General features: G+C 71.6%; 19 protein-coding genes. 8 read left to right on the forward strand and 11 right to left on the reverse strand.

The window, feature by feature from the left end; genetic code table 11:
* Window positions 1-6: 6 nt before the first annotated feature.
* The 3 genes from ACGH48_RS12450 to manA all read right to left on the reverse strand — a co-directional run bounded on the left by ACGH48_RS12450 (window position 7) and on the right by manA (window position 2,794).
* Window positions 7-339: a WhiB family transcriptional regulator gene (locus tag ACGH48_RS12450; RefSeq protein WP_374114433.1), complete on the reverse strand. Its 333-nt coding sequence runs from the start codon at window positions 337-339 to the stop codon at window positions 7-9.
* 188 nt (window positions 340-527) lie between these two features.
* Entirely contained in the window at window positions 528-1,490 is a 963-nt protein-coding gene (gene galE / locus ACGH48_RS12455; RefSeq protein ID WP_123314068.1) for a UDP-glucose 4-epimerase GalE, read from the reverse strand.
* Between the two features lie 95 nt (window positions 1,491-1,585).
* The gene (gene manA / locus ACGH48_RS12460; RefSeq protein WP_123313706.1) at window positions 1,586-2,794 is read right to left on the reverse strand and encodes a mannose-6-phosphate isomerase, class I; all 1,209 of its coding nucleotides are present in this window, start codon (window positions 2,792-2,794) and stop codon (window positions 1,586-1,588) included.
* Between the two features lie 64 nt (window positions 2,795-2,858).
* On the opposite strand from manA, the gene ACGH48_RS12465 reads away from it, so the two are divergent.
* The gene (locus tag ACGH48_RS12465; protein ID WP_396288826.1) at window positions 2,859-4,238 is read left to right on the forward strand and encodes an O-antigen ligase family protein; all 1,380 of its coding nucleotides are present in this window, start codon (window positions 2,859-2,861) and stop codon (window positions 4,236-4,238) included.
* 32 nt (window positions 4,239-4,270) lie between these two features.
* Here ACGH48_RS12465 and ACGH48_RS12470 read toward each other — a convergent pair whose 3' ends face one another.
* Window positions 4,271-5,629 carry a hypothetical protein gene (locus ACGH48_RS12470; protein ID WP_396288827.1) on the reverse strand — a complete coding sequence of 453 codons (1,359 nt, stop codon included), beginning with the start codon at window positions 5,627-5,629 and terminating at the stop codon, window positions 4,271-4,273.
* A gap of 131 nt (window positions 5,630-5,760) precedes the next feature.
* Here ACGH48_RS12470 and ACGH48_RS12475 point away from each other — a divergent pair, with 131 nt between their 5' ends.
* Entirely contained in the window at window positions 5,761-7,047 is a 1,287-nt protein-coding gene (locus ACGH48_RS12475; RefSeq protein WP_396288828.1) for an O-antigen ligase family protein, read from the forward strand.
* 431 nt (window positions 7,048-7,478) lie between these two features.
* On the opposite strand, the gene ACGH48_RS12480 is transcribed toward ACGH48_RS12475, so the two are convergent.
* Window positions 7,479-8,225 carry a polyprenol monophosphomannose synthase gene (locus tag ACGH48_RS12480; protein ID WP_396288830.1) on the reverse strand — a complete coding sequence of 249 codons (747 nt, stop codon included), beginning with the start codon at window positions 8,223-8,225 and terminating at the stop codon, window positions 7,479-7,481.
* Window positions 8,222-10,711, reverse strand: a complete 2,490-nt coding sequence (locus ACGH48_RS12485) for a glycosyltransferase (RefSeq protein ID WP_396288832.1) — start codon at window positions 10,709-10,711, stop codon at window positions 8,222-8,224. The genes ACGH48_RS12480 and ACGH48_RS12485 overlap by 4 nt, the downstream gene beginning before the upstream one ends.
* A gap of 138 nt (window positions 10,712-10,849) precedes the next feature.
* On the opposite strand from ACGH48_RS12485, the gene ACGH48_RS12490 reads away from it, so the two are divergent.
* Entirely contained in the window at window positions 10,850-12,166 is a 1,317-nt protein-coding gene (locus tag ACGH48_RS12490; RefSeq protein WP_396288833.1) for a glycosyltransferase, read from the forward strand.
* A 156-nt stretch (window positions 12,167-12,322) separates the two neighbouring features.
* Here the strand turns inward: ACGH48_RS12490 and ACGH48_RS12495 are convergent, their stop codons facing one another.
* Both ACGH48_RS12495 and ACGH48_RS12500 read right to left on the reverse strand, forming a co-directional pair.
* A complete protein-coding gene (locus tag ACGH48_RS12495) occupies window positions 12,323-14,872 on the reverse strand; it encodes a hypothetical protein (RefSeq protein ID WP_396288834.1) in 2,550 nt (849 codons plus the stop codon).
* Complete coding sequence (locus tag ACGH48_RS12500) at window positions 14,872-15,465, reverse strand: hypothetical protein (protein WP_396288836.1); 594 nt, start codon at window positions 15,463-15,465, stop codon at window positions 14,872-14,874. The genes ACGH48_RS12495 and ACGH48_RS12500 overlap by 1 nt, the downstream gene beginning before the upstream one ends.
* Before the next feature lie 190 nt (window positions 15,466-15,655).
* Between ACGH48_RS12500 and ACGH48_RS12505 the strand changes: the two genes are divergently transcribed.
* From ACGH48_RS12505 to ACGH48_RS12525, 5 genes are all read left to right on the forward strand, one after another.
* Window positions 15,656-16,558, forward strand: coding sequence for an ABC transporter permease (locus ACGH48_RS12505; RefSeq protein ID WP_123313715.1), 903 nt, complete (start codon window positions 15,656-15,658; stop codon window positions 16,556-16,558).
* A 3-nt stretch (window positions 16,559-16,561) separates the two neighbouring features.
* Entirely contained in the window at window positions 16,562-17,791 is a 1,230-nt protein-coding gene (locus ACGH48_RS12510; RefSeq protein ID WP_396288837.1) for an ABC transporter ATP-binding protein, read from the forward strand.
* Window positions 17,710-18,825 carry a glycosyltransferase gene (locus ACGH48_RS12515; RefSeq protein WP_396288838.1) on the forward strand — a complete coding sequence of 372 codons (1,116 nt, stop codon included), beginning with the start codon at window positions 17,710-17,712 and terminating at the stop codon, window positions 18,823-18,825. Before ACGH48_RS12510 ends, ACGH48_RS12515 begins: the two co-directional genes overlap by 82 nt.
* Before the next feature lie 74 nt (window positions 18,826-18,899).
* Entirely contained in the window at window positions 18,900-20,051 is a 1,152-nt protein-coding gene (locus ACGH48_RS12520) for a glycosyltransferase family 4 protein (protein ID WP_396288839.1), read from the forward strand.
* A complete protein-coding gene (locus ACGH48_RS12525) occupies window positions 20,048-20,902 on the forward strand; it encodes a glycosyltransferase family 2 protein (RefSeq protein WP_396288840.1) in 855 nt (284 codons plus the stop codon). Before ACGH48_RS12520 ends, ACGH48_RS12525 begins: the two co-directional genes overlap by 4 nt.
* Before the next feature lie 138 nt (window positions 20,903-21,040).
* Here the strand turns inward: ACGH48_RS12525 and ACGH48_RS12530 are convergent, their stop codons facing one another.
* From ACGH48_RS12530 to ACGH48_RS12540, 3 genes are read right to left on the reverse strand one after another with little or no spacing between them, the layout of a single operon-like run.
* A complete protein-coding gene (locus tag ACGH48_RS12530; RefSeq protein WP_396288841.1) occupies window positions 21,041-22,888 on the reverse strand; it encodes a glycosyltransferase in 1,848 nt (615 codons plus the stop codon).
* 8 nt (window positions 22,889-22,896) lie between these two features.
* Window positions 22,897-23,760 (reverse strand): glucose-1-phosphate thymidylyltransferase RfbA, encoded by an 864-nt coding sequence (gene rfbA, locus ACGH48_RS12535; RefSeq protein ID WP_111085998.1) that lies wholly within the window; start codon window positions 23,758-23,760, stop codon window positions 22,897-22,899.
* Between the two features lie 15 nt (window positions 23,761-23,775).
* Window positions 23,776-24,384 carry a dTDP-4-dehydrorhamnose 3,5-epimerase family protein gene (locus ACGH48_RS12540; RefSeq protein ID WP_396288842.1) on the reverse strand — a complete coding sequence of 203 codons (609 nt, stop codon included), beginning with the start codon at window positions 24,382-24,384 and terminating at the stop codon, window positions 23,776-23,778.
* Window positions 24,385-24,405: the final 21 nt, after the last annotated feature.

The following is a 24,405-nucleotide window of genomic DNA, read 5'->3' on the forward strand; positions in this document are numbered from 1 at the left end:
CCGCGACTACGCCCGTTTGCGCAGCTTGCGACGCTCGCGCTCGGACAGACCGCCCCAGATGCCGAAGCGCTCGTCGTTCTCGAGCGCGTACTCGAGGCACTGCGCCCGGACCTCGCACGACGTGCAGATCTTCTTCGCTTCGCGCGTGGAGCCGCCCTTCTCGGGGAAGAACGCCTCCGGGTCGGTCTGTGCGCACAGCGAGTCGACCTGCCACGCGAGCGGGTTCTCCTCGTCGTCCGTCTCCGGCCGTCGAACACCCGGGACGCCGAGCGCCACGGGGTCGACGTGCCAGTCCTCCGGAACTCCGGCGTGGAAGTCGGAACCGTTCACCCTGATCACCCCTGACGTCTCGATAACGGGACCACAACGATTGAAGTCGTTGCCTGTAATTACAGCGGTGTCATTCGCCTGAGTCAAGTCGCGGATCATAGAAGGCAGTGACCACTTCGGCGTGTCATGTCCCCCGTCTGGGCGTGTCGCGCCCGTTCTGTCGGGGTTCCGGGGGACAACTGACACGTCCTCAGCCGCTACGAGGCGCTGCGGCGGGCCTCCCACGCGCTCGTGACCATCTCGTCCAGGGTGTGCCGCATCGCCCAGTCCAGGTCACGCGTCGCGGCCTCGCCGGTCGCCACGATGCGCGCCGGGTCGCCGGGGCGGCGCGGCGCGATCTCCGGCTCGAAGGCGATCCCGGTGCCCTTCGCCATGGCGTCCATGATCTGCCGGACGCTCACACCGTCGCCGCTGCCGAGGTTGTAGGCCTGCTCGAGCGGCTCCCCCGCCTCGAGCTTCTGCGCCGCGACGGCGTGCGAGTGTGCGAGGTCGGCGACGTGGATGTAGTCGCGGACGCAGGTGCCGTCCGGGGTCGCGTAGTCGTCGCCGTTGATCCGCGGGGTGCGACCGGCCAGCAGCGCGTCGAACACGAGCGGGAACAGGTTGTGCGGGCTGGCGTCGTACAAGTCGGGCTCGCCGGACCCGACGACGTTGAAGTACCGGAGCGAGGTCGTGGTGAAGCCGGCCGCGACCTCCATGTCGCGCAGCAGCCACTCGCCGATGAGCTTCGACTCGCCGTACGGGGACTCCGGCGCCTTCGGGGTGGACTCGACGACGACGTCGACGTCCGGGGTGCCGTACACCGCGGCGCTCGACGAGAAGACGGCCTTCGTGACGCCGTTCTCGGCCATCGCGCGGAGCAGCGTCGCCATGCCGGTGACGTTCTGCTCGTAGGTGTGCAGCGGGCGCTCGACCGAGACGCCGGCGTACTTGAAGCCCGCGACGTGCACCACACCGGTGACGTCGTGCTCCCGCAGGGTGCGGGCGACGAGGTCGCCGTCCAGGATCGTGCCCTCGACGAACGGCACGTCGTCCGGCACGAACGCGCGGAAGCCGCTCGAGAGGTCGTCGAACGCGACCGTGTCGATGCCGGCCGAGCGCAGTGCTCGGACGACGTGGGACCCGATGTACCCGGCACCGCCGGTGACCAGCCAACTCATGGTCGCCACGCTAGCGGACGAACGAGACGCCCCGGGGCCGGTGTGCGGGACCGCGCCAGGGCGTGCGGCTCCACGCCGGGCCCCGGCCTGTGCCCCTAGTGGCCGGTCGCGATGAACACCGTCGACGTGACGCCGTTCGACGAGTCGGCCTCCACCGTGACGTCGCCCTCGTCCGGCGTGATGAAGCAGGACTCGCCCTTGCGGAGCAGCGTCGCGGACGTCGCGCCGACGAGCGTCACGACGCCCTCGGTGCAGATGGCGATCGACGGGCCGGACAGCGGAGCGACCCCGCCGGTGCTCAGCCCGACCGGTCGTCCGTCCCCGTCGACGCGCAGGAGCGCGAAGCCGACGCCCTCGGGTGCGAAGCGGTCCACGCCGGGGGCCAGTCGCTCGGGCTCGAGGACCGGTGCCGGGTACGCCGTGAAGTCGAGCACGTGCAGGAGCTCGGGCACGTCGACGTGCTTCGGCGTCAGCCCGCCGCGCAGCACGTTGTCGGACGGTGCCATCAGCTCGATGCCGAGTCCGTCGAGGTAGGCGTGGATGTTGCCGGCGGGCAGGTACATGGCCTGCCCCGCGGTGAGGGTCACCCGGTGCATGAGCAGGGAGACGACGATGCCGGGGTCGCCGGGCCAGCTGGTCGCCAGGTCGCGGACCGTGGCCGTGTTCGGGGTGAGGAGGTCGTCGTCGAGGGCGACGGCGAGGTCGCTCGCCGCCTGCACCACGGCGAGCGCGGAGTCGTCGGCGGTCTCGAGCCAGCGGACGGTGTCCTCGAGCCCGTGCGCCAGGTGCACCTCGAGCGGACCGAGCCGACCGCTGCCGGCGTCGAGCACGCGGACCTCGGCCAGGGTCTCCTCGACCGGACGGAAGCCGCTCAGTGCTTCGAACCGCTCGCTCAGGGCGACGACGAGCTCGGGCTTCGGGAACGGGTCCTTGTAGTTGCGCGCCGGGTCGTCGATCGCGATGCCCTCGCGTTCCTCGCGCGCGAAGCCGGCCTCGGCCTGCTCCGGGGTCGGGTGCGCCTGCAAGGACAGGGGCGCGGCCGCTGCGAGCACCTTCAGCAGGAACGGCAGACCGGTGCGGTCGCCGCCCAGGGCGTCCTGCGGCTCGGCGGCGATCCAGTCGAGCAGGGTGTCGGCACCGCCGACCATCGCCGGGTTGACGACCACGCTCGGGCTGCCCGGGTGCGCACCGAGCCAGAGCTCTGCCTGCGGGGCGCCGGTGACGGTGCGACCGAGGAGCTCGGGGATCGCGGTGACCGAGCCCCAGGCGTAGTCGCGGGGGGTGTTCGTGATGCCGAGGAACATGGGCGAGAGCCTACCGGCGGGATCCGGGGACTCCGTGGCCGCCCGCCGCCGGTAGCCTGACGTCGTGACGAACACCTGGCCGCTGGCACGCGGGACCGTACCCGAGCGCGAGGCGTTCGCCTTCGGTGCGACCACGATCTTCGTGCTCTTCGCCGGCGACGCGGTGCCGAACACCCTCACCTGGGTCGGCGCAGGCATCCTGTGGGCGCTCGTGGCCGCCTGGGGCATCACGATCCTGGTCCGGGCGAAGCCGCCGCTCGTGCGCTCCCCCTGGCCGCTCTGGGCCTTCCTGGCGTGGTGCCTGCTGTCGGTCGTCTGGTCGCACTGGCGGTTCGCGACGATCTCGAGCCTGACCGTGCAGGTGATCTGCGCCGCGGTGGCCTTCACGATCGCCTCCACCCTGACCTGGCGCCGCATCCTCGACGCGCTCAGCCTCGCGCTCCGCTGGGTGCTGCTGCTCTCGATCCTGTTCGAGGCCGTCGTCGCCGTGTTCGTGCGGCACCCCATCGCGCCGATCTGGACCGACTACGGCGACGCCGACATCCCGGACGCGTTCTACTTCTCGCGCGCCGAGCTCTTCACCGGCGGCCGCATCCAGGGGCTGCCCGGCAACGCGAACCTGCTGGCGATGGTCGCGCTGCTCGTCGCGATCGTCGTCGTGCTGCAGCTCGCCGAGGGCCGGCTGCGTCGGCAGCGGGCCACCGGCTGGCTCGTGGTCGCCGCCCTCGGGTTCGTGCTCACCCGTTCGTCCACGGTCATCGCGGCCACGCTGGTCGTCGCCGTCGTCGCCCTGGTCGCCGTGTGGATGCGCCGGGTCCCGACGGAGCGACGCACCCCGCGGTACCTGCTGCTCGCGGTCGGCGCGGTCGTCGTCGCCGCCGCGGCGTTCGTGCTCCGGGGGCCGGTCTCCGAACTCCTCGGCAAGGGGACCGACGCGACCGGACGCGGTGAGATCTGGGCGAAGGTCCTCGGCCTCATCGACCAGCACGCCGTCGTCGGCTGGGGGTGGATCGGCTACTGGTGGCCCGGCATCCCGACCCTGGCCGATCTGGCCCACCGCAAGGGCGTCACGTACCTGCAGGCACACGACGCCTACCTGGACGTCTGGATGCAGACCGGCATCATCGGGCTCGTCCTCTTCCTGCTCTACGTCGTCACGACGCTGTCGCGCTCGTGGGCGTGCGCGACCCGGATCGGCTACGACGCCGCGCTCCGTCCGCGCACGTTCGACCCGGTGTCGCTCCTGCCGCTGCTCGTCGTCGTCGCACTGCTCGTGCAGTCCGTCGCCGAGTCCCGGCTGCTCTACCAGGGGAACTGGGTGCTCTTCGCGCTCATCGCGATCAAGACCCGGATCGTCCTGACCGGCGAGGAACCGACCTCGACCGGCGACGGCCCGCGCACCCCGCCGGCGAAGCGCGAGTTCCGCTGGGCCACCACGCGCTGAGCATCGGACGGCCGGCGGTCAGCGGTCCGGTGTCAGCGGAACAGCCAGGCGCACGCGACCGCTGACGACCACGGGTTCGACCGCACCCGCACGACCTCGACCGTCGGGTCGGCGCGACACGCCTCGGCGGCGGCGGGCAGCTGCTCCGCCCACACCGGCCCGTCACTGCGCCGGGTGTCCGCGGGCGCGACGTGCAGGACGGCGGCCGTGACGACGGCGGCGACCACGCACCAGGCGACCAGCGCCCCGACGAGGCGACCCGTGCCTCCCGTCCGCTGCGCGACACGCGACCACCGGTCGGCGTCCACCAGCGCGGCGGCGGCGACCACCGCGGCACTGACGAGCAGCAGGCCGGACGCCGCGGCGTAGCGCTGCGGCGGGATCGCCGCCATGGCGGAGGTGGGGTCCGCCCACGGCTGCCCGGCACCGTCGTTCGCGAGCAGGGCCGCCCACCACACGGCACCGTCCGCGACCGCCAGCGCGACGACCATCCACCGGCTGCGGGGCGGTCCGACGACGACGCCCGCGGCCAGGACCAGCACCAGTGCGCCGGCCGGCACCAGGACGGGCGCCCAGCCGTGCTCCACGACCGTGGCGACCACGTCGCCGAGATGCGGGTCCCACGCGCCGGCGACGGGCCGGAGCAGGAACCCGGCGAGCACGTCGCGGAACGCCGGAGCACCGGGTGTCAGGTCGCGCGGGTGGGTGAGGGTCGTGACGACCTGGACGACGGCCGCGGCGAGCGCCACGACCGTGACGGGCAGCGGCAGCAGGCGCGCGTGGCGGGCCCCTCCCGACGCAGCGCGCCGCCGGGGCCACGCGAGCAGGAGCAGCGGCGTGAACAGGATCGCCTGCGGCTCGGTGAGCACAGCGAGTCCGGCCACCACGGCGAGCGCGGCTGCGCCCCACCAGGTCCGGCTGCGGTGGGCGAACACCCACGGCACCAGCACGAGCAGGTACCAGTGCAGGTTCGCGGCGTTCCCGCTGATCTCGTAGGGCGCGAGCGGCAGCACGACGGGTACGGCGGCGAGCACCAGGCGGAACGGCCACGGTCGGACCACGTCGCGGGACAGGACGAAGACCAGCGCACACACGGCGCCGACGACCAGGCAGGACGACAGCGAGACGACCTGGGCGTACCGGGCGGTCGGCAGCGCGTAGCCGAGGTCGACCACCATCCGGGGCAGCAGGTGGACGTACCCGGCGTACGGGTGCAGCAGGGTGTCCACGGGGCCGAGGGCGATGCGTTCCCGCAGGAAGACCCCGCCGTCCTCGGCCCAGACGGTGTTGCGCGGCACGGGACCGAGCCGGTACCAGGCGAGCGCGGCGGTGGCGAAGGCGATGACGACCGCGACCAGCGGCAGGCCGGCGGCCCTCCGCAGGGGGTCCATTGCAGTGAAGCTAGGTGAGCATCGCGCATCGTCGATGACGCCACACCGCGGATCGTCGATACCGCGTTTCCGCGATGCGGGCGGCTCGTCACAAGGTCGTACGCCAAGATGGACGCGTGACGGACGGCCGGGTGAGCAGACACGCGCTCGGGCGCCGGTACCTCTCCGCCTGGATCGGCTTCTCGGCCGGTGGACGGTTCAGCCAGGCGCTCGCGACGGTGATCGTGCTGTTCGGGTTCGGGCAGCCGACCGTGCAGGCACTGGTCGGCCGGTCCGGCACCTGGGCCGTGCTCGTCACGCTGTTCGTGCTCGCCGGGCTGAGCCTGCTCGGGCAGCGGTACCGGATCGAGTGGCACGGCGTGCTCCCCCTCTCGCTGCTGGCGTTCGTCGGGTACTGCGCGTTGAGCGTGCTCTGGAGCGAGTACTCCTGGGTCGCCCTGCGCGGGCTCGTGCAGACCGTCTGCTTCATCGGGCTCGGGCTGTACCTGGCCCTCGGGCGGGACCTGGTGCAGGTGATCCGGGCGTCCGGTGACGCGTTCCGGATCCTGCTCGTCGTCGCCCTCGGGCTCGAAGTGCTGTCCGGACTGGTGCTCGACGTCCCGCTGCCGGCCTTCGGGATCCGCGGCGACATCGCGTACGGCGGCCCGATCCAGGGCATCGGTGGGACGCGCAACTTCATGGGCTTCATCGCCGCGATGGCCCTGGTCACCTTCGTCGTCGAGTTCCTCACCCGCTCCGTGACCATGTGGCGCGCGATCGGCTCGACCGCCCTCGCCGTCATCGCCCTCATGCTCGTGCAGTCCCCCATCACGGGCCTCGCGATGATCGCCCTCGCCGTCACCGCCCTGGCCCTCTGGTCGCTCCGGCACGCGCGGCCCGCCACCAGACCGGTGGTCAACGGCGTCCTCGGCTCCGCGGTCCTGCTCACGCTGGTGGTGGCGGTGTTCGCCCGGCACCGGCTGCTCGCCGAGATCGGCGCGGCCGGGGGCACCGCGACGCGCATCGACTTGTGGTCACAGATCCGGGTCCTGACCGAGCGGTACCCGATCCAGGGCTGGGGGTGGGTCGGGACGTGGCCGACCGAGCCCGTCGTGCCCTACGTCACGCTCATCGATCCGGCCGGCGCACGGTTCACCTCGGGCCTCAACGCGTTCGTCGACGCCTGGCTGCAGCTCGGGGTGGCGGGCACGATCATCCTCGGCATCGCCGCGCTGCTGGCCTTCGCACGGGCGTGGGTGACGGCGACGACGTTCCCCGGGGTCGCCTACGTGTGGCCGGCAGCGGTGCTGGTGCTCCTCGCGGTGACGAGCGCGGCGGAGAGCTACTTGCTGCACGGAGCGGGCCTGATGTTCTTCGTGACGGTGCTCGTGATCGCGGCGCGGCGGCGCTCGTGGCGCCGGCACCTGCCGCGGGCGTAGGTGCCGCGGCGCGGGGCGCGGCGCGCTTCGTGAGCAGGAATGGTCGAGTCCGCCGCGGCGACCCGACCATTCCTGCTCACCGAACGGGGGGGGGTGAGCGGGCAGGGCGCCGGACGGGAGGCCCGTGGCGGGCCCGACCCGGGCCTCCCGTCCGGCACGCCACGCGGTCCGGAGCCGCACATCGTGAGCAGGATCGGTCGAGTCCGGCACAGCGACCCGACCGTTTCTGCTCACGATGCGCCAGCCACCGCCGACGCTGTGCCTGCTCGTGCGCAGATCACCGAGGTTCCAGAACACGCCGCCCGTGTGCCGCCGAGGTTCCACGGAACGGCGGTGGGAGCGCCGAGGTTCCAGGATTTCGGAACCTCGGGGCGGACGGCTTCCTCGCGCGGGCGGGCGCGGGAGGGCGCGGGCGGGCGGGGGCGCGCGCGCTACGGGCGGGTGGGGCGACCCAGGCGGCGCTGCAGGCCCCACTGCGTGACGCGGAGCATCGCCTCGACCACGATGGAGCGGCTCATCTTCGAGACCCCGTGCACGCGGTCACGGAACCGGATCGGCACCTCGACGATGCGGCCGCCCAGGGCGTCCACGCGCAGCGTCATGTCGACCTGGAAGCAGTACCCCTTCGAGTCGATCGACCCGAGGTCCATCCGCGCGATCGCGTCGGAGCGGTAGACGCGGTACCCGGCGGTGATGTCCCGCACGTGGATCCCGAGCACCAGCCGCGCGTACGTGTTCGCACCGCGGCTCAGGGCCTGACGGCGGAGCGGCCAGTCGACGACCGATCCCCCGGGTACCCAGCGCGACCCGATCGCGAGCAGGACGTCGTCCGAGGCGGTGACCGCGTCGATGAGCGCGGGCAACCGGTCGGCCGGGTGCGAGCCGTCCGCGTCCATCTCGACGAGCAGCGGGTAGCCGCGCTCGAGCCCCCACCGGAACCCGGCGACGTAGGCCGTGCCGAGTCCGAGCTTGCCGGAGCGCTGCAGCAGGTGCACCCGGTCGTCGGCGGCCGCCAGGGACCGCACGATGTCGCCGGTGCCGTCCGGGCTGCCGTCGTCGACGACCAGCAGGTGGACACCGGGCGACGCCGTCAGGATCGCGTCGGCGATGGCGCGGATGTTCTCGGCCTCGTCGTACGTCGGGACGACGACGAGGGCCGTCGTCTCGGCTGGGTTCACCGGTTGCCGAGGCGTCGCTTGATCTTCCCCGCGACGCTGCGCGGGCCCTCGGTGCGGAAGTAGTGCACCGCGCGCCCGACGTCGTAGCGGACGCCGGAGAGCTTCTTGCGGTCCGGCACGCGCACGCGCATCGTGTGGGGCGCGAGCTTCGTGCTGGTGTCGCGCACCGACTTGTCCGCCGCACGGATCGGGTTCCGGCAGAACTCGACGAGCGGCGCCAGGACGTTCTCCCACGTGAACTGCTCGCGCACACGGTCGACGTTGGCGATGAACCGGGCCCGGGCCTTCTTGTCGAAGAGCGCCGTCTCGAGCGCCGTGGCCAGGCCGTCGACGTCCTGCTCGTGCACCGCGACGCCGAGCTGCTCCTCGGCGACCAGGTCGCCGAAGGAGTCGCCGGCCGTCGTGACGATCGGCAGGCGCGCCCACAGGTAGTCGAGGATGCGGGTCCGGAACGAGAACGTGGTCTCGAGGTGCTCGTAGTGCGTCGAGACACCCGCGTCGGCCTCGAGCAGGTACGCGCCGCGCTCCTCGTACGGGATCCACGAGTCGTTGAAGAACACGTGCTTGCCGGTCAGACCGAGGGCGTCGGCCTCGGCACGGACCTTCGCGACGATGTCCATCTCGGGCACGTCGGGGTTCGGGTGCTGCACGCCCATGAAGAAGAGCTTCACGGACGGTCGGCGTGCGGCGAGCTGCGCGATCGAACGGACCAGGGTGATCGGGTCGAACCAGTCGTAGATGCCACCGCCCCAGACGACGAGCTTGTCGTTCTTGCCGATGCCCGGCACGACGCCCTTGACCCGCGGCTGGTCGTGCACCGGCGGGGTGGAGGACAGCCCGAACGGCACGACGCCGATGAGCGAGCGGAGGTCGGCGTCGCGCGAGTACGTGCGGGCGTTCACCCGGCCGGAGCCGGCGAGCTGGCCGAGCCAGAACATGCGCTGCCGCTCCGAGGCGCAGATGAAGTAGTCGCCGAGTTCGAGCTGGTGGTTGAGCGTGTCCGAGGCGTCGAGGATCTGGCGGTTCCACTGGTCGACGTCGTCGCTGCGGCCCTGCTCGAGCTGCTCGAGGTGCAGCGGGTCGTACACGTCGACGACCAGGATCTTGCTCGTCGACTCGAGCACCGGGAACAGCCGGAGCGCGTGGCCCTGCACGATGATGACGTCGGCCCAGCCCTCGTGCTCGACCATCTGGCGCGGGTGGCGGTGCGGCACGGTGACGACCTCGTACGACGGGTCGATCTGCGACGAGCGGGTCAGGCTGACCACGCGCACGTCGTGCTCGGACGCGAGCTGCTTCGCCATCTGGGTGGCGCGGATCGCCGGACCGGCCATCTTCGCGCCGATCGAGTCGCCCGTGATGATGAGGATGCGACGACGGGTGCCGACCTCGAGCACGCCGAGCGAGTGCACGATCTTGTCGTAGCCGGCCAGGTAGTTCTCGATCGGGTACGCGGGCTCGTCGCGGTTGCCGAACAGGCGCAGGAGCTCGCGGTCGCTGCGGACCCGCGTGGCCTGGATCGCGCGGCGCGAATCGGTCATCGACGGCAGCTGCTCGACGAACTGGTCGACGCCGTAGATGCCGGCCATGCTCGTCTTCGGCACCGGGATGGTGGGGACACTGTCGTCGCCGGGGTTCCGCAGGTCGAGCTCGGTGGAGTCGAGCTCCCCGCGACCCACGGCACGGCGGACGGCGAGCGCCAGGGAGCCGGGCAGGGCGGCGGCGAGCTGCTCGTCACCGAGGTTCTTGTACAGCGTGAAGAGGGCGTTCCGCTCGAGCAGGTAGGTCTCGCGGAAGTCGCCGAACTTGTTCATGGACGCGTGGTGCTTGTGGAACGCGACCGACTTCGGCTGGTACCGGAAGCGCCAGCCGAGCAGGTTGAGCCGCCAGCCCAGGTCGACGTCCTCGTAGAACATGAAGTAGCGGTCGTCGAAGCCGTCGAGCTGCTCGAACAGCTCGGCGCGGATGAACATCGCGGCGCCGGTGCCGAACAGGACGTCGGTCTCGCTCTCCCAGCGGCCGGTGTCCGGCGACCCGGCGAACGGCTTGTAGCCCATGCCGTACCAGGTCATCGCGGCCTCGGTGAAGTCGATGTTCACGCCCTCCCAGTCGAGGACCTTCGACGCCACGGCACCGATGTCGGCGCCGGACGCGAACGTGGCCATCGCCTCGCGCACCCAACCGGTGTCCGGGCGGGCGTCGTTGTTGAGGAACGCCACGACCTCGCCGGAGGACTTCTCGACGCCGAGGTTGCAGCCGCCGGTGAAGCCGAGGTTGGCGCCGGCGTCGACCAGGGTGAAGTCGAGGTCGGACGCCTGCAGCCGGCCGAGGTGCTCCGGACCGGAGCCGTTCTCGACGACGATCACCTCGAGCTTGTCCTGCGGCCAGTCCTGCTTGCGGAGTTCCGCGATGCTCGTCAGGGTGTCGTCCGTGCCCTTGTAGTTCACGAGGATGACGGACACGACTCCCGGCTTGCGCTCTGTCACGCGAGTTCCTCCAGCAGCTGCCGCGCACGGGCGCGGATCGGTGGCTCGGCCCACGGGGTGCCGCGAGCCGATGACACCCTACAAGGCGCGCCCCGCCACTCCCCTGTGGCCGCCGCCGATTCGTGCAGAATGGGCCGCGTGACTGCCGCAGTGATCCCGAACACTCCCCTGTCCTCGCCCCTTGCGCAGGAGTACGCGGCCATCGCGGCCGGTGCGCACGCCGAGGGGCCGCGCGGCACCGTCCGGTTCGCGGTCTCGACGGCCGACCCGACCGAGGGGAAGGGTGACCTGTTCGTCGCGCTCGGGCTCGCGCGGGCGCTCCGTGCCGAGGGCTGGGGCGTCGCGATGTGGCCGCTCGAGCGCTGGGGTGAAGCGGTGCCCGCCGACACCGCCGTCGTGGTCAGCATGATCGAGTCGTTCGTCCCCGGGTACGTCCCCGCCGGCACCGCGCTGGTCGCGTGGGTGCGGAACTGGACGGCGAAGTGGGCGGCGCTGCCCTACCTCGACGAGTTCGACGCGGTGTGGACGTCGTCCGGTATCGCCCGTGACGCCGTCGCCGCGCAGTACGACGGACCCGTCGAGGTCGTCCCGATCGGCGTCGACCTGGACCTGTTCACCGACGAGCGTCCGCACGGCGCCGGCACCACCGCGGCAGCGACCGCGACCGAGCGCACCGAGCGTGCCGTCACGACCGTCAACTTCTGGGGTGTCCGCCGCCGCGTGCAGGACGTGCTCGCCGAGGTCGCGCCGCCCGAGCCGATCGTGTGGTTCGCCGCGAACGTCGACCACGTCGAGGCCACGGCCGGCGTCGAGCTGCGTCCCGCGGTGTCCTACTTCGCGCTGCCCGAGGTGTACCGCGCCGCCGGCTTCGTCGTCGACGACGTGATCGCCCCGGCCGCCGAGTACGGCACCCTGAACTCCCGCCTGTACGAAGCACTCGCGTCCGGGGCGCTGCCCGTGACGGACTGCGCGCTCGGCCTCGACGAGCTCGGCCTGTCCGACGTGCCGGTCTTCGACGACGCCGCCTCGCTCGAGCGGGTGCTCGCGATGCCCCGCGCCGAGCGCACGGCCCTGACGGCACGGCTCCGTGCCGTGGTCGTCGAGCGGCACTCGTTCCGGGCGCGCGCCGAGCAGGTCGGTCCGGTCCTCGACGCGGCCGTCGCGATCGCGTCGGGTCGGTCCGGCGAGCGGAACGCGTTCCTGCGCTGGGCGACCGCGCAGCGCGAGGTCCTGCGGCAGGCCGAGCACGACCGCGACGTCCACCTGGCCGGGGTGCAGGACATCAACCGGCGACTGGTCGCGTCGGAGCAGCAGGTCGGCGCCTACGACACCGCCCGCCGCCGGGCCGAAGCGGAGCGCGACCAGATCGCGGCCCGGTTCGCGGGCCTCACCCGCTCCCCCGAGTACCGGCTGCTGCACGGCGTGGGCCTGATGGCCCGGCGCGTGCGCCGCTGACGTCCAGCGCGCTCACTTCGTGAGCAGGAATGGTCGGGTCCGTCCACCGGACCCGACCATTGCTGCTCACGATCCGCCGCCGTGGGCGCGACCACGGAACGGACGGGAGGCCCGTGGCGGATCCGCCACGGGCCTCCCGTCCGTCTCGGCAACCGTCTACTGCACGGTCACCGTCTTCGTGCCGAAGCTCTTGTACGTCCCGCTCGGCAGGTCCTGGTAGTAGACGCGCACGGTGTGCGTGCCGGGCTTCAGCCCGGTGAGCACCCGCGACAGCCCGACGTCGGAACCCCAGTTCGGGTAGTTCTTCTGCACGTCCGTGCGGGTCGCGTTCACCGTGCCCGGTGCGATCGCGGCGCCGTCCAGGTGCATCTTGTACTTGACCGGGTCCCAGACGTCGGGGTCGATCGCCCAGCCCCGGACGGTGATGGTCCCCTTGCCGCCCGTGACGGAGTCGAACGAGCCCTTCACCACGCCGCCGTTGCCGGTCGAGCCCGTCGCGGGCGGGTCGATGACCGTGAAGGACTTCGTGCCGAAGCTCTTGTACGTGCCGCTCGGCAGGTCCTGGAAGTACACGCGGACGGTGTGCGTGCCCGCGCTCAGGCCGGTGAGCTGCACGGACAGCCCGACGTCGGATCCCCAGCCCGGGTGGACCGCCTCGACGTCGGTGCGCTTGGCGTTGACCGTGCCGGGGGCGATCGCGACGCCGTCCAGGTGCATCTTGTACTTGACCGGGTCCCACACGTCGGGGTCGATCGCCCAGCCCTTGACCGTCGCGCTGTAGACGCCGCCGGTGACCGACTCGTACGAGCCCGTCACCGAGCCGGTCTTGCCGGTCTTGCCGGTGGTGCCGGACGACGGGGCCGTGGCCGACGTCACCTTGACGGTCTTCGTGCCGAAGCTCTTGTAGGTGCCGCTCGGCAGGTCCTGGAAGTAGACCCGCACGGTGTGGTTGCCGGCGCTCAGCCCGGTCAGGCGGAGCGCCAGGCCGACGTCCGAACCCCAGGACGGGTGCTTCGCCTCGACGTCGGTCCGGGTGGCGTTCGCGGTACCGCTGTCCGTGCTGACGCCGTCGACGTGGATCTTGTACTTGACGGGGTCCCACACGTCCGGGTCGATCGCCCACCCGCGCACCGTGGCCGTGCCCGCGCCGCCGGTGACGGACTCGTACGACCCGCGGAGCGCTCCGGTCTTGCCGGTCTTGCCGGTGGTGGGGGCGCTGACGGTGACGGACTTCGACGCGACCTTCACGTAGTCGGTGCCGGGCTTGTCCTGCGTGTAGAGCGCGACGCTGCGGGTGCCCGGCGTGATGCCGCCGATCGTCTTCGAGAAGCCGAGGGTGCTGCCGACGCCCTTGTAGACCTTGGCGACGTCGGTGCGGGTGCGGTCGGCGGTGCCGGTCGCCTTGCTGACGCCGTCGACCAGGATCTTCCACGGGGCGGGCTTCGCCGAGTCGGGGTCGAGGACCCAGCCGCTCGCGGTGATCGTGCCCGCGCTGCCGGTGACGGTGTCGAGTGCGCCCTTCGGCGGTGCGCTCACCACGGTGCGGGTGTAGCAGCCGAGCAACGTGTTGCTGCCCTTGCCCTGGTTGATGGCGTAGGTGCAGACCGAGTGCTTGCCGACGCTCAGCCCGGTCAGCTCGGTCGAGAACCCGTGCTTGAGGTTGTTCGCGCCGAGGGTGGCGGACAGGTCGGGTCGGTTCACGTTCGCGGTGACGGTCTTCGCCCCGGCGCCGTCGACGTAGAACGCGACGCGGAGCGCGCTCGTGGTGTCCGGGTCCACGGCCCAGCCGCTCACGGTGATCGACGAGGTCGAGCTCGGGGTGACGGCGTCGACGTTGCCGTACGGGTTGCCGCCGCCGGTCGCCGAGCCGAACCAGTCGGTGTACATCCGCCAGAAGTTGCGGTTGCCGTACGCCGAGCAGCTGTCACCGCTGCCGTACAGGTTCGACATCGCGGCGGTGTTCGGCGTGTACGGGGTGTAGATGTACAGCCCCGCGGTCGCCTGGTTCTGGATGTAGACGGACTTCCGACCGCAGGCCGCGTTCGGGTTGAGGAGGATCGAGTTGGTGCGACCCGCCTGGTACGCCCACGAGGTCGGCGACGCCTGGTAGCGCTTGAACTGCAGGGCCGCGGCGTAGACCTGCTGGCCGAAGCCGAAGTACGCCGGGTCGCACGGGGCGGTGTCGGGGCACGCGAAGCCGGTGGCGTGCAGGTACATGTAGGACGTCGGCGAGGACGTCGTGACGATGCCCTGCTCCTTCTGCAGGAGGACGAGGAGCACCTTCTGGCTGATGCCGCACGCGGCGCCGACCTGGGCGATCATCGTCGCGGCGGACTTGGTACCGCCGGCGATGGCGCTGCACCGGCCGGAGACGGCGCCGATCGCGCTCATCTTCTGCGAGAAGTCCTTCAGGCAGGCCGGTCCGCTCGACGACTTCCGGCAGTTCGGGGCGACGCTCGTCAGGAACGACTGCACGGCCGCGGCGTTCATCGCCGAGCCGTTGTAGAAGTTGGCGTCGCTGATGATGTTGCCCGGGTCGAAGTCGCCGGCGACGGCGGCCGCGGCGGACTCGGTCGTGGTCTGCTCGGACAGGATCGTGCCGAAGGTCAGCCCGCTGACGGCGACGGCGAGTGCCGCGACGAGCGCGAGGGAGGTCCGGAAGGGCCGGCGACGGCGTCCGTCCGACTCGGTCTGGATGGAACGCATCACGGCACCTCCGCCGGCATCGGGTCGGACGTCGTCGACGCGGAGCCGACGGTGTAGGTCAGGGTGACGTACCAGGTGCCGCTGGGGACCTGGGCCGCGGGGAACGCGACCTGCGCGCAGTTGACCGAGGACGCGCTCGCCTGCGCCGCGCTCGTGGCGGTGCGCGAGACGCTCCCCTTCTTCGCGGTGAACGTGCAGGTCCCGCTGGTGTCGGTGGTGCCCGAGACGAGTCCGCCGGCCTGCAGCGTCTTCGAGGCCGTGTCCCAGCCGCTGTACGTGACGACGGCGGTGGCCGGGAAGTCCGACGGGTCGGTGTCCGGCTCGTTGGTCGAGCCGCTCCCCGGGAAGGCACCGGGGGTGTCGTCGTCCGAGGCGGTGGGGTCGTCGGTGGCCTCGGACACGGGCGACGACGCGGTGCCGGTGGGCTCCGCGGTCGCCGAGTCGTCGGCGGTCGGGGTCGGACTCGCGGTGCGGGTCGGCGATGCGGACGGCGTCGGGGTGGCGTCGTCGCCACCACCGGAACAACCGGCCAAGAGAACACTGAGGGCACCGACCACCGCGAACGCAGCGATCGGCCTGGATGCGAGGAGCATGCTGACGGGCCGTCCTGTGGATGTTGACAAGGGTCCGGGTTGCGACAACGGTAACCCGAAAGTGAAGGTTGAGGGTTGGATCGGTCCGGAATCACCCCCGCTCGGGGTGCACGACGGCCGTCGCCCATCCCTGCCGCGCGGGCCCGGTGAGTATGCTGTTCCGGTCCTGCCCCCACGAACGAAGAGACGTATGGTCGATCAAGCCCGCATGACGGCGCTCGCGAAGGAACCCCTCGTCGTGATCGGCGCTCCGACGAGCGCCTTCCGCGGAACCTGGCGGGAGCTGCGCGACGTCTTCCGGCAGCGCGAGATGCTGGGGATGCTCGTCCGACGCGACCTGAAGGCGCGGTACAAGGACTCGGCACTCGGGTTCGTGTGGACGCTCGTGCGCCCGCTGACCCAGCTGCTCATCTACTACTTCGTCATCGGCAAGGTCCTCGGCGCCGCCAACGGCATCGACAACTTCGCGATCTACGTCTTCACCGGCCTGACCGCCTACACGCTCTTCAGCGAGATCGTCGCCGGGTCGACCGGCTCGATCGTCGGCAACTCCGGGCTGATCAAGAAGGTCTACGTCCCCCGCGAAGTCTTCCCGCTCGCCAGCGTGGGCGCGGCCCTGGTGAACTTCACGATCCAGTTCGCGATCCTGCTCGCCGCGACGGTGGTCATCGGCGTCTTCCCGTTCCATGAGGGTCTGATCTACCTGATCCCCTCACTCGCCGTGATCCTCGTCTACGGCGCGGCCATCGGTCTGGTGCTGTCCGCGCTCAACGTCTACCTGCGCGACGTCCAGTTCGTCATCGACGTCGGCCTGATGGTCCTGCTCTGGGCCTCGCCGATCGTGTACTCGTACTCGCGGGTGGTCGCCACCGTGAACACCGACTGGCTCATCACGGCCTACACGAACAACCCGCTGACGCTGTCCGTGCTCGGCATGCAGAACGCCATCTGGCTGCACGACCCGGCCGACGTCACGTACCCGGACCACCTGATGCTGCGCCTCGGCATCGCGTTCGTCATCGGTGTCCTCTGCCTCCTCGGCGCGCAGCGGGTGTTCTCCCGTCTGCAGGGCAACTTCGCGCAGGAGCTGTAGACCATGGCCATAAGCACCCCCGTCGCACCGACGTCCACCGAGGGCACCGCCGAGCGCCCGGACGTGATCGTCATCGACCATGTCCGCAAGCGCTTCACGGTCCGCAAGGACAACACCCTGCGCGAGCGCATCGTCACGCTCGGTCGTGCCGGCCGGAAGCACCGCCAGGACTTCTGGGCCCTCGACGACGTCACCGTGTCGATCCAGGCCGGCTCCACCGTCGGGCTGATCGGCCAGAACGGCTCCGGCAAGTCGACCCTGCTCAAGGCGATCGGCGGCATCATCCAGCCGACCTCCGGCACGGTGTCCCGCCGCGGTCGCCTCGCCGCGCTGCTCGAGCTCGGCGCCGGCTTCCACCCCGACCTGTCCGGACGCGAGAACGTCTACCTCAACGCGTCGCTGCTCGGCCTGAGCCGCAAGCAGACCGACGAGAAGTTCGACGACATCCTGGCGTTCTCGGGGATCGGCGACTTCATCGACACCCAGGTGAAGTTCTACTCATCGGGCATGTACGTGCGACTCGCGTTCGCCGTCGCCGTGCACACCGACCCCGACGTGCTGCTCGTCGACGAGGTCCTGGCCGTCGGCGACGAGGCGTTCCAGCGCAAGTGCCTCGACCGCATCCGCACCTTCCAAGAGGCCGGCAAGACGATCATCATCGTCACGCACTCGCTCAGCCAGGTGCAGGAGATGTGCGACCGGGTCGTGCTGCTCAACAAGGGCAAGGTGCTGCACGACGGCGATCCCGTCCAGGCCGTGAGCATGTTCCGCGAGGTCCTCGAGGAACGCCGCCAGGGCGAGCTCAGCACCGACGTCGCCGTCGGCCGGGGCAAGGTCATCGGCGCGAGCGTGCACGTCGACGGCAAGGAGCCGCGCGCCGAGGTCGTGCCCGGCGACGACCTCGTCGTGGACATGGAGTTCGAGCACCTGGACGGCATCGCCGACTGGGAGGCCGCGGTCCAGATCAACAACGCCGGCGGCCAGGTCGTCTACGGCACCACCACCGGCATCATGGGCCTCGAACTGCAGCCGCTGCACGGTCGCCGGAAGCTCCGCCTGCGGATCGCCGACACCGCGTTCGGCACCGGCAAGTACTTCATCAACGTGTCGATGATGGACTCGGCCGGCCGCCACCTGCACGACATGCCGGAGTGCGACTCGTTCGAGGTGCCCGCCTTCGACAACGCCGTCGGCACCGTCTACGCGCAGCCCTCGATCGAGGAGCTCGACTGAGCCCCACCGACGACACGCTCCGCACCGCGGTCGTCGTCGTCAACTGGGAGCGCGCCGACCTGACCACCGCGGCCGTCCGTGCCGTGCTCGCCGATGGTGCGGCCGACCAGGTGGTCGTCGTCGACAACGGCTCGTCGGACGACTCCGTCGCCGTGCTCCGCCGTGCCCTGCCCGACGTCACCGTCGTCGCGCGGGAGCACAACGACGGGTTCGCGGCCGGCGCGAACACCGGCATCCGGCACGCGGACGCCGACGTCGTCGTGCTGCTCAACAACGACGCGGTCCCCGCGCCGGGCTTCGTCGCGGCGCTCCGCGACCACCTGGCGCAGGCGGGGCCCGAGGTCGCGGCCGTGACGGGCCGCATCGTGCTCGCCGGACGCTGGACGGGCCTCCCGGTCGGTGCGACGCCCGCACCCGGCCAGCGCGTGCTGCGCGACCACGACGGCCGCCTGTGGACGCCGTCGGCCGACGGCGAGGTGCGCCTCAACTCGACCGGTGTCCGAGTCGACCGCGACGGCAACGGCATGGACCGCGACTGGTTCGCACCCACCGACCGGGTCGCCGACGTCGACGTCTTCGGCTTCTCCGGCGGTGCCTCCGCGCTCCGGCGGAGCGCCCTCGACGACGTCGGCCTGCTCGACGAGTCGCTCTTCATGTACTACGAGGACACCGAGCTCGCGTGGCGGCTCCGCCGACGCGGCTGGCGCGTGGAACACGCCGCCGACGCCGTCGTCGAGCACGACCACTCGGCGTCGTCCGGCGTGCAGAGCGATCTGTTCCGCTTCCGCAACGCCCGCAACCGGATGGTCGTCGCGCTCTGGCACGCTCCGTGGCCGACCGTCCTGCGGGCGAGCGCCCGCACCCTCTTCCGCGGCCTGCGCGGGATGCTGTCCGGCACCACCCGACGGGAGGCCCGGCTCGTCCTGGCAGCGTTCGCGGACGTCGTCGGGGCACTCCCGTCGCACCTCGCCCGGCGGCTCCGCGAGTCGCGGCGCGCGTCCGTCCCCCGCCGCAGCGTGGACCCGGGCGCATGAGCACGGAGGGCTATCCTGGTCACTCCCCCGCCGACGGTCCCGACCGTCGCGCCCCCGTTCGGAAGGACCCACGCGTGCCGCAGCTCACCGTCCTCGTCGACGGGACCGCGGTACCGCGTGAACTCGGCGGTGTGGGTCGCTACGTCGAGGGGGTCGTGTCGCACCTGACCGACCCGGCGCTCGACGTCCACCTGGTGGTCCGCCCCGTGCACGCTCCGCACTTCGCCGCCGTCGCGCCGCACGCGACCGTGCACACCGCGCCGGGCTGGACCGACTCCGTGCCGCTCCGGTTCCTGTGGGAGCAGACGGGGCTGCCGGCACTCGGCCGCCGCCTCGGCGCGCAGGTGCTGCAGTCCCCGCACTACACGTTCCCGTTCGGCTGGCGCGGCGGATCCGTCGTCACGCTGCACGACGCCACCTTCTTCTCGAACCCGGAGTGGCACTCCCGCCTGAAGCGCACGTTCTTCACGTGGTGGAGCCGTCGGTCCCTGCGCTCCCGGCCGGTGGTCATCGTCCCGAGCGCGGCCACCGCGACCGAGGCCGCCAGGGTCGTGACCGGCATCCGCGCCGACGTCCGGGTCGCACCCCTCGGCGTCGACCGTGCCGTGTTCCACGAGCCGTCCACCGCCGAGGTCGAGGACGCCCGGATCGCCGCGACCCTGCCCGAGGGGGCGCCCTGGATCGCGTTCCTCGGCACCATCGAACCGCGGAAGAACGTCACCGCACTGCTCGACGCCTACGCCACGGTGCGGACGTCGCGTGCGGCCGCCGGCGCGGACACGCCGTGGCTCGTCCTGTCGGGGGCCCGGGGCTGGGACGAGTCCGCGATCGCTCGCCTCGACGCCCTGCAGCCCGACGAGCACGTGATCGAGGCCGGCTACCTGCCCCTCGAGGACCTGGCCGGCTACCTCGGCGGAGCGGAGTTCGTCGTCTACCCGTCACTCGGCGAGGGCTTCGGCCTGCCGGTGGTCGAGGCGATGGCCTCCGGCGCGTGCGTCCTGACCACGAGACGGTTGTCGCTGCCCGAGGTCGGCGGCGACGCAGCCGTGTACACCGAGCCGTCCGCCGACGCGCTGGCTTCCGCGATGACGGGGCTGCTGGACGATCCGTCGCTCGTCGCGTCGCACCGGGCGGCCGCGCTGGCCCGGGCCGCTTCGTTCACGTGGGAGGCCACGGCAGCCGTGCACGTCGGTGCCTACGAGTCCGTCGCCGGGGGCGCACGGTGATCCGCGTCGCGGTGCTGACGGTCACCTACAACACCGGCGAGACCATCCGGCCGTTCCTGGCGAGCGTCGCCGGGGCCTCGTCCGATCCGGTGGCCGTCGTGATCGCCGACAACGGGTCGGCCGACATCGATGCACTCCGGGCGATCGGTGAGTCCTACGGCGCCGTCGTGGTGTCCTCCGGGGGCAACCGCGGCTACGGCGGGGGCATCGACGCCGCGCTGAGCGCCCTCGACGACGTGCTGCCCGACGTCCGGCCCGAGTTCCTGCTCGTCACGAACCCCGACGTCGTGCTCGCGCCCGGCTCGATCGACGAACTCGTCCGCGCCGCCGACCGGCTGCCGTCCGGCGGCTCGTTCGGACCGCGGATCCTCGACGAGCAGGGCGAGACGTACCCGTCCGCACGCCAGCTGCCGTCGCTCCGGACCGGCCTCGGTCACGCAGCGTTCTCGCGGTTCTGGCCGGCGAACCCGTGGAGCCAGCGGTACTGGTCCACCACGCAGGTCGTCGAGCGCGAGGCCGGCTGGCTGTCCGGAGCGTGCTTCCTCATCCGGACGTCGTTGTTCCGCGAGCTCGGCGGCTTCGACGAGTCGTACTTCATGTACTTCGAGGACGTCGACCTGGGCCAGCGCGTCGGTCGCTCGGGTCGGGCGAACGTGTACGTGCCGACGGCCGTGGTCACCCACACCGGGGCGCACTCGACGTCGTCGAACCGGCGCCGGATGGAGATCGAGCACCACCGCAGCGCGTACCGGTTCCTGTCGCGGAAGTACCGGGCGTGGTGGCTCTGGCCGCTGCGGGTCGCCCTGCACGCGGGCCTCTCCGCCCGTGCCCGCTGGGTCACACGCAAGTAGCCCGGTCGGGGGCCTGCGGGGCTGCCCCGGCTCTGCCGATACGCGCCCCGGCACGGTCATCGCGCCCCGCCTCTTCGGGGCGCGATGACCGCGGCGGGGCGCAGCTCAGGACGGGACTCGTCGACGCGGAGCGACGGGTCAGGCGCGGAGGCGGGCGCGCTCGGTACGGGCCGCCTCGAGCAGCACGGCGGCACGGGCGTCGAAGGAGTGCTCGGCGGCGATGTACTCCGCCACTGCGGCCCGCTCGGCAGCAGTCGGCCAGGCGTACGACGGGTCCAGCAGCGCGGCGAGCTCGTCACGGGAACGCGCGACCGCGAGCGTCGGGACGTCGAGCACCTCGGGCAGTCCGGCGACCTCGTCCGTCACCACGGCTCCCCCGGACGCCAGCACGTCGAACACCCGGTTCGACACGAAGCCACCTGCCGCCATGTCCGGCCAGTGGTCGTTGAGCACCACGCGCGCCGAGGCGTAGGCCGTCGCGACCTCGGCTCGGGTCAGGGATGCTTCCCCGAGTGACTCCGCGGGGACGAGTGCTTCCCAGCCGGGCCCGTGCACGCGGAGGTCCGCCCCGAGCGCCACCCCATCGGAGACCACCGGGCGTGCGGTCCCGCGGGTCGAGCCGACGAACACCACGCGGTCGGCGTCCGGACTCGTCGCCGAACGCGCTCCGGGGTGGAACACCGACGGGTCGGTCGCCTGCAGCAGCGTGCGCACCGGTATGCCCGACCGCGCAGCAGCCGTCGCACCCCAGACCGGACCGGCAGCGAACGCCGCGTCGAACGACCGCAGCTCGGTGTCCGACACGTCGTCGGGGTGGCTGATCACCCAGAGCAGGTTGACGGACGCCGGGTTCGGCGGCACCCGGTCGAGCCCGCGGATCACGAGCGTCACGTCGTCCGAGGCGTCGTCGTCCCGCACATGGGCGTCACGCCGGTCGATCCGGACGCGCTGCCCGAGGCGCTCGAGTGCCCCGGCGAGCTCGGCCGCGAAGTGCACGTCGCCCCAGCCGTCGCCCTCCGGCCCGGCGGGCGCAGCGATCTTGAGCGACCAGGCGAGCGGACCGGTGGCGCTGCCGGTCGTCCGGCGGACCGGTGTCACGGGTCGCGCTCCCCACGGCGGCAACGGCGGCCCGGCGGAGACTGCAGCACCCCGGCCGTCGACCGAGTCCCGTCTCGCGTCCCGCCAGGCCGAGAACGCGTCCACGGTGGCGGCGTCGATCGTCCGCCCGGGTTCAGCGAGTCGGACGGTCGCACCGACGTCCTCCACCAGGATCGTGGGACCCGACTGCGGTCGCTGGCGCACAGCGCACGCGTGCGTCCACCCGACGAGCGTCGTCGGCTCGTCCGTGAGCACGGGCGCAGGGACGATCGCGGCCCGGGGCACAGCGAGCACGGGTTGATCGGCACCGAACACCGACTCCCCCGTGCCGAACGGACGGTCGTCCGACCACGGGAGTGCGCCGGGACGGATGAGCAGTGCACCGTTCCGCGCCGAACCGTCCGCCGTGCGCACCGCGGCCTGCACCAGGCGGTGGACTCCGGTCTCGGCGAGCGCCCGGAGGCCGGCGGCGTCGATCATCACCGAGGTGTCGACGAGCACGAGGACCCGTCCGACCCCGGCGGCGAGGCCGGCGTTGATCGCGGACCCCAGGCCGTCGACGGGCACGGTCCGCACCCACGGCAGACGACGACCGAACGGGTCGCGCGGCGAGGCGTCGGCGACGTAGCTCACGGCGCGGACGTCAGCGCCACGGCCGAAAGCCTCGCGGGCGACGGCGACGAGGCGGGCGACCTCGGCGTGCCGGTCCGAGCGGGTCGTGACGAGCACCGTGACGTCCTGGTCCAGCTGCGGCAGGGGACGGTCGAAGCCGGCCACGCGGACGACGTCAGCCGTCGTCGCGGACGCGGGACGGGCCTCCCGGTCGGGGTGGCCGGTCGCCGTCGTGTCGCGACGACGGCGACCGAACCACCCAGAACCGGACGCCACGGGCGGTGCTAGGCGCCGAGGAGCCGCTGGAGGTAGACGCCGTAGCCGCCCTTGACGAGCGGTGCGGCGAGCTCGGCGAGCTGCGCGTCGTCGATCCACCCGTTGCGCCAGGCGATCTCCTCGATGCAGCCGATCTTGAAGCCCTGGCGGTCCTCGATGACCTTCACGTACTCGGACGCCTGCATCATCGACTCGAACGTGCCGGTGTCGAGCCAGGCCGTGCCACGGTCGAGGACCTGGACGCCGAGCTCGCCGGCCTCGAGGTAGCGCTCGTTGACCGTCGAGATCTCGAGCTCGCCGCGGGCGCTCGGCTCGATCGTCTTCGCGATCTCGATGACCTTGTTGTCGTAGAAGTACAGACCGGGGACGGCGTAGTTCGACTTCGGCTCGGCCGGCTTCTCCTCGATGGAGACGGCGGTGAAGTCGTCGTCGAACTCCACGACGCCGTAGGCCTTCGGGTCGGCCACGTGGTACGCGAAGATCGTCGCGCCGTCGACCTCGGTGTTCTTCCGCAGGTTCGTGCCGAGGCCGGTGCCGTGGAAGATGTTGTCGCCGAGGACGAGCGCGACGCTGTCGTCGCCGATGAAGTCCTCGCCGATGACGAACGCCTGCGCGAGTCCGTCCGGGGACGGCTGCACGGCGTACTGGATCTCCATGCCGAAGGCGGAGCCGTCGCCGAGCAGGGCCTTGAACTGCTCGTTGTACTCCGGCGTCGTGATGACGAGCACTTCGCGGATGCCGGCCATCATCAGGGTCGACAGGGGGTAGTAGACCATCGGCTTGTCGTAGATCGGCATGAGCTGCTTGCTGATGCCCTTGGTGATCGGCCAGAGGCGCGTGCCGGAACCGCCGGCGAGGATGATGCCCTTCATACGGTGACCCGTTCCCTACTTCTTCGTCCGGAGCGATTCGGTGTACGCGACGCACTCCTCGTACGTCGGCAGCAGACCGGCGGCCGCGGCCTCATCGAGCGTCGGGGCGCTCGTGTCCTTCTCGGAGAGCACCGGCTCACCGATGCCGTCCGGCAGTTCCAACCCGACGGTCGGGTCGAGGATCGTGATCCCCTTCTCGCGCTCCGGGTTGTAGTGCGCGCTGACCAGGTAGTTCACGGTGGACTGGTCCTCGAGCGCGACGATCGCGTGGCCGAGGCCCTCGGAGAGGTACACGGCCTTGCGGTCGACGTCGTCGATGCGGACCGAGTCCCACTTCCCGAAGGTCGGCGAACCGACGCGGATGTCGACGATGTAGTCGATGAAGGCGCCACGGACGGCGGTGACGTACTTCGCCTGGCTCGGGGCGACGAGGGCGTAGTGGATGCCCCGCGCGACGCCAGCCGACGAGATCGACATGTTCACCTGGCGGAGGTCCAGGGGGTGACCGACCGTCTCCTCGAGGACGTCGGCCCGGTACGCCTCGAGGAATGCTCCTCGTGCGTCGCCGTGCTGGACGGGCGTGAACTCCCACGCGCCGGGGATCTTCAGTTCGCGGATCTGCACCGGGGAAGCCTAGCAAGGTGG

It is taken from the genome of Curtobacterium pomorum, from assembly GCF_044497295.1.
Taxonomy (GTDB): domain Bacteria; phylum Actinomycetota; class Actinomycetes; order Actinomycetales; family Microbacteriaceae; genus Curtobacterium.

Bases quoted from the DNA above. Each gene is read 5' to 3' on its own strand.
- galE (WP_123314068.1), bottom strand. From the start codon at position 1,490: ATGAGTTGGCTGGTCACCGGCGGTGCCGGGTACATCGGGTCCCACGTC.
- manA (WP_123313706.1), bottom strand. From the start codon at position 2,794: ATGTTCCTCGGCATCACGAACACCCCCCGCGACTACGCCTGGGGCTCG.
- ACGH48_RS12470 (WP_396288827.1), bottom strand. From the start codon at position 5,629: ATGGACCCCCTGCGGAGGGCCGCCGGCCTGCCGCTGGTCGCGGTCGTC.
- ACGH48_RS12495 (WP_396288834.1), bottom strand. From the start codon at position 14,872: ATGCGTTCCATCCAGACCGAGTCGGACGGACGCCGTCGCCGGCCCTTC.
- ACGH48_RS12500 (WP_396288836.1), bottom strand. From the start codon at position 15,465: ATGCTCCTCGCATCCAGGCCGATCGCTGCGTTCGCGGTGGTCGGTGCC.
- ACGH48_RS12505 (WP_123313715.1), top strand. From the start codon at position 15,656: ATGGTCGATCAAGCCCGCATGACGGCGCTCGCGAAGGAACCCCTCGTC.
- ACGH48_RS12510 (WP_396288837.1), top strand. From the start codon at position 16,562: ATGGCCATAAGCACCCCCGTCGCACCGACGTCCACCGAGGGCACCGCC.
- rfbA (WP_111085998.1), bottom strand. From the start codon at position 23,760: ATGAAGGGCATCATCCTCGCCGGCGGTTCCGGCACGCGCCTCTGGCCG.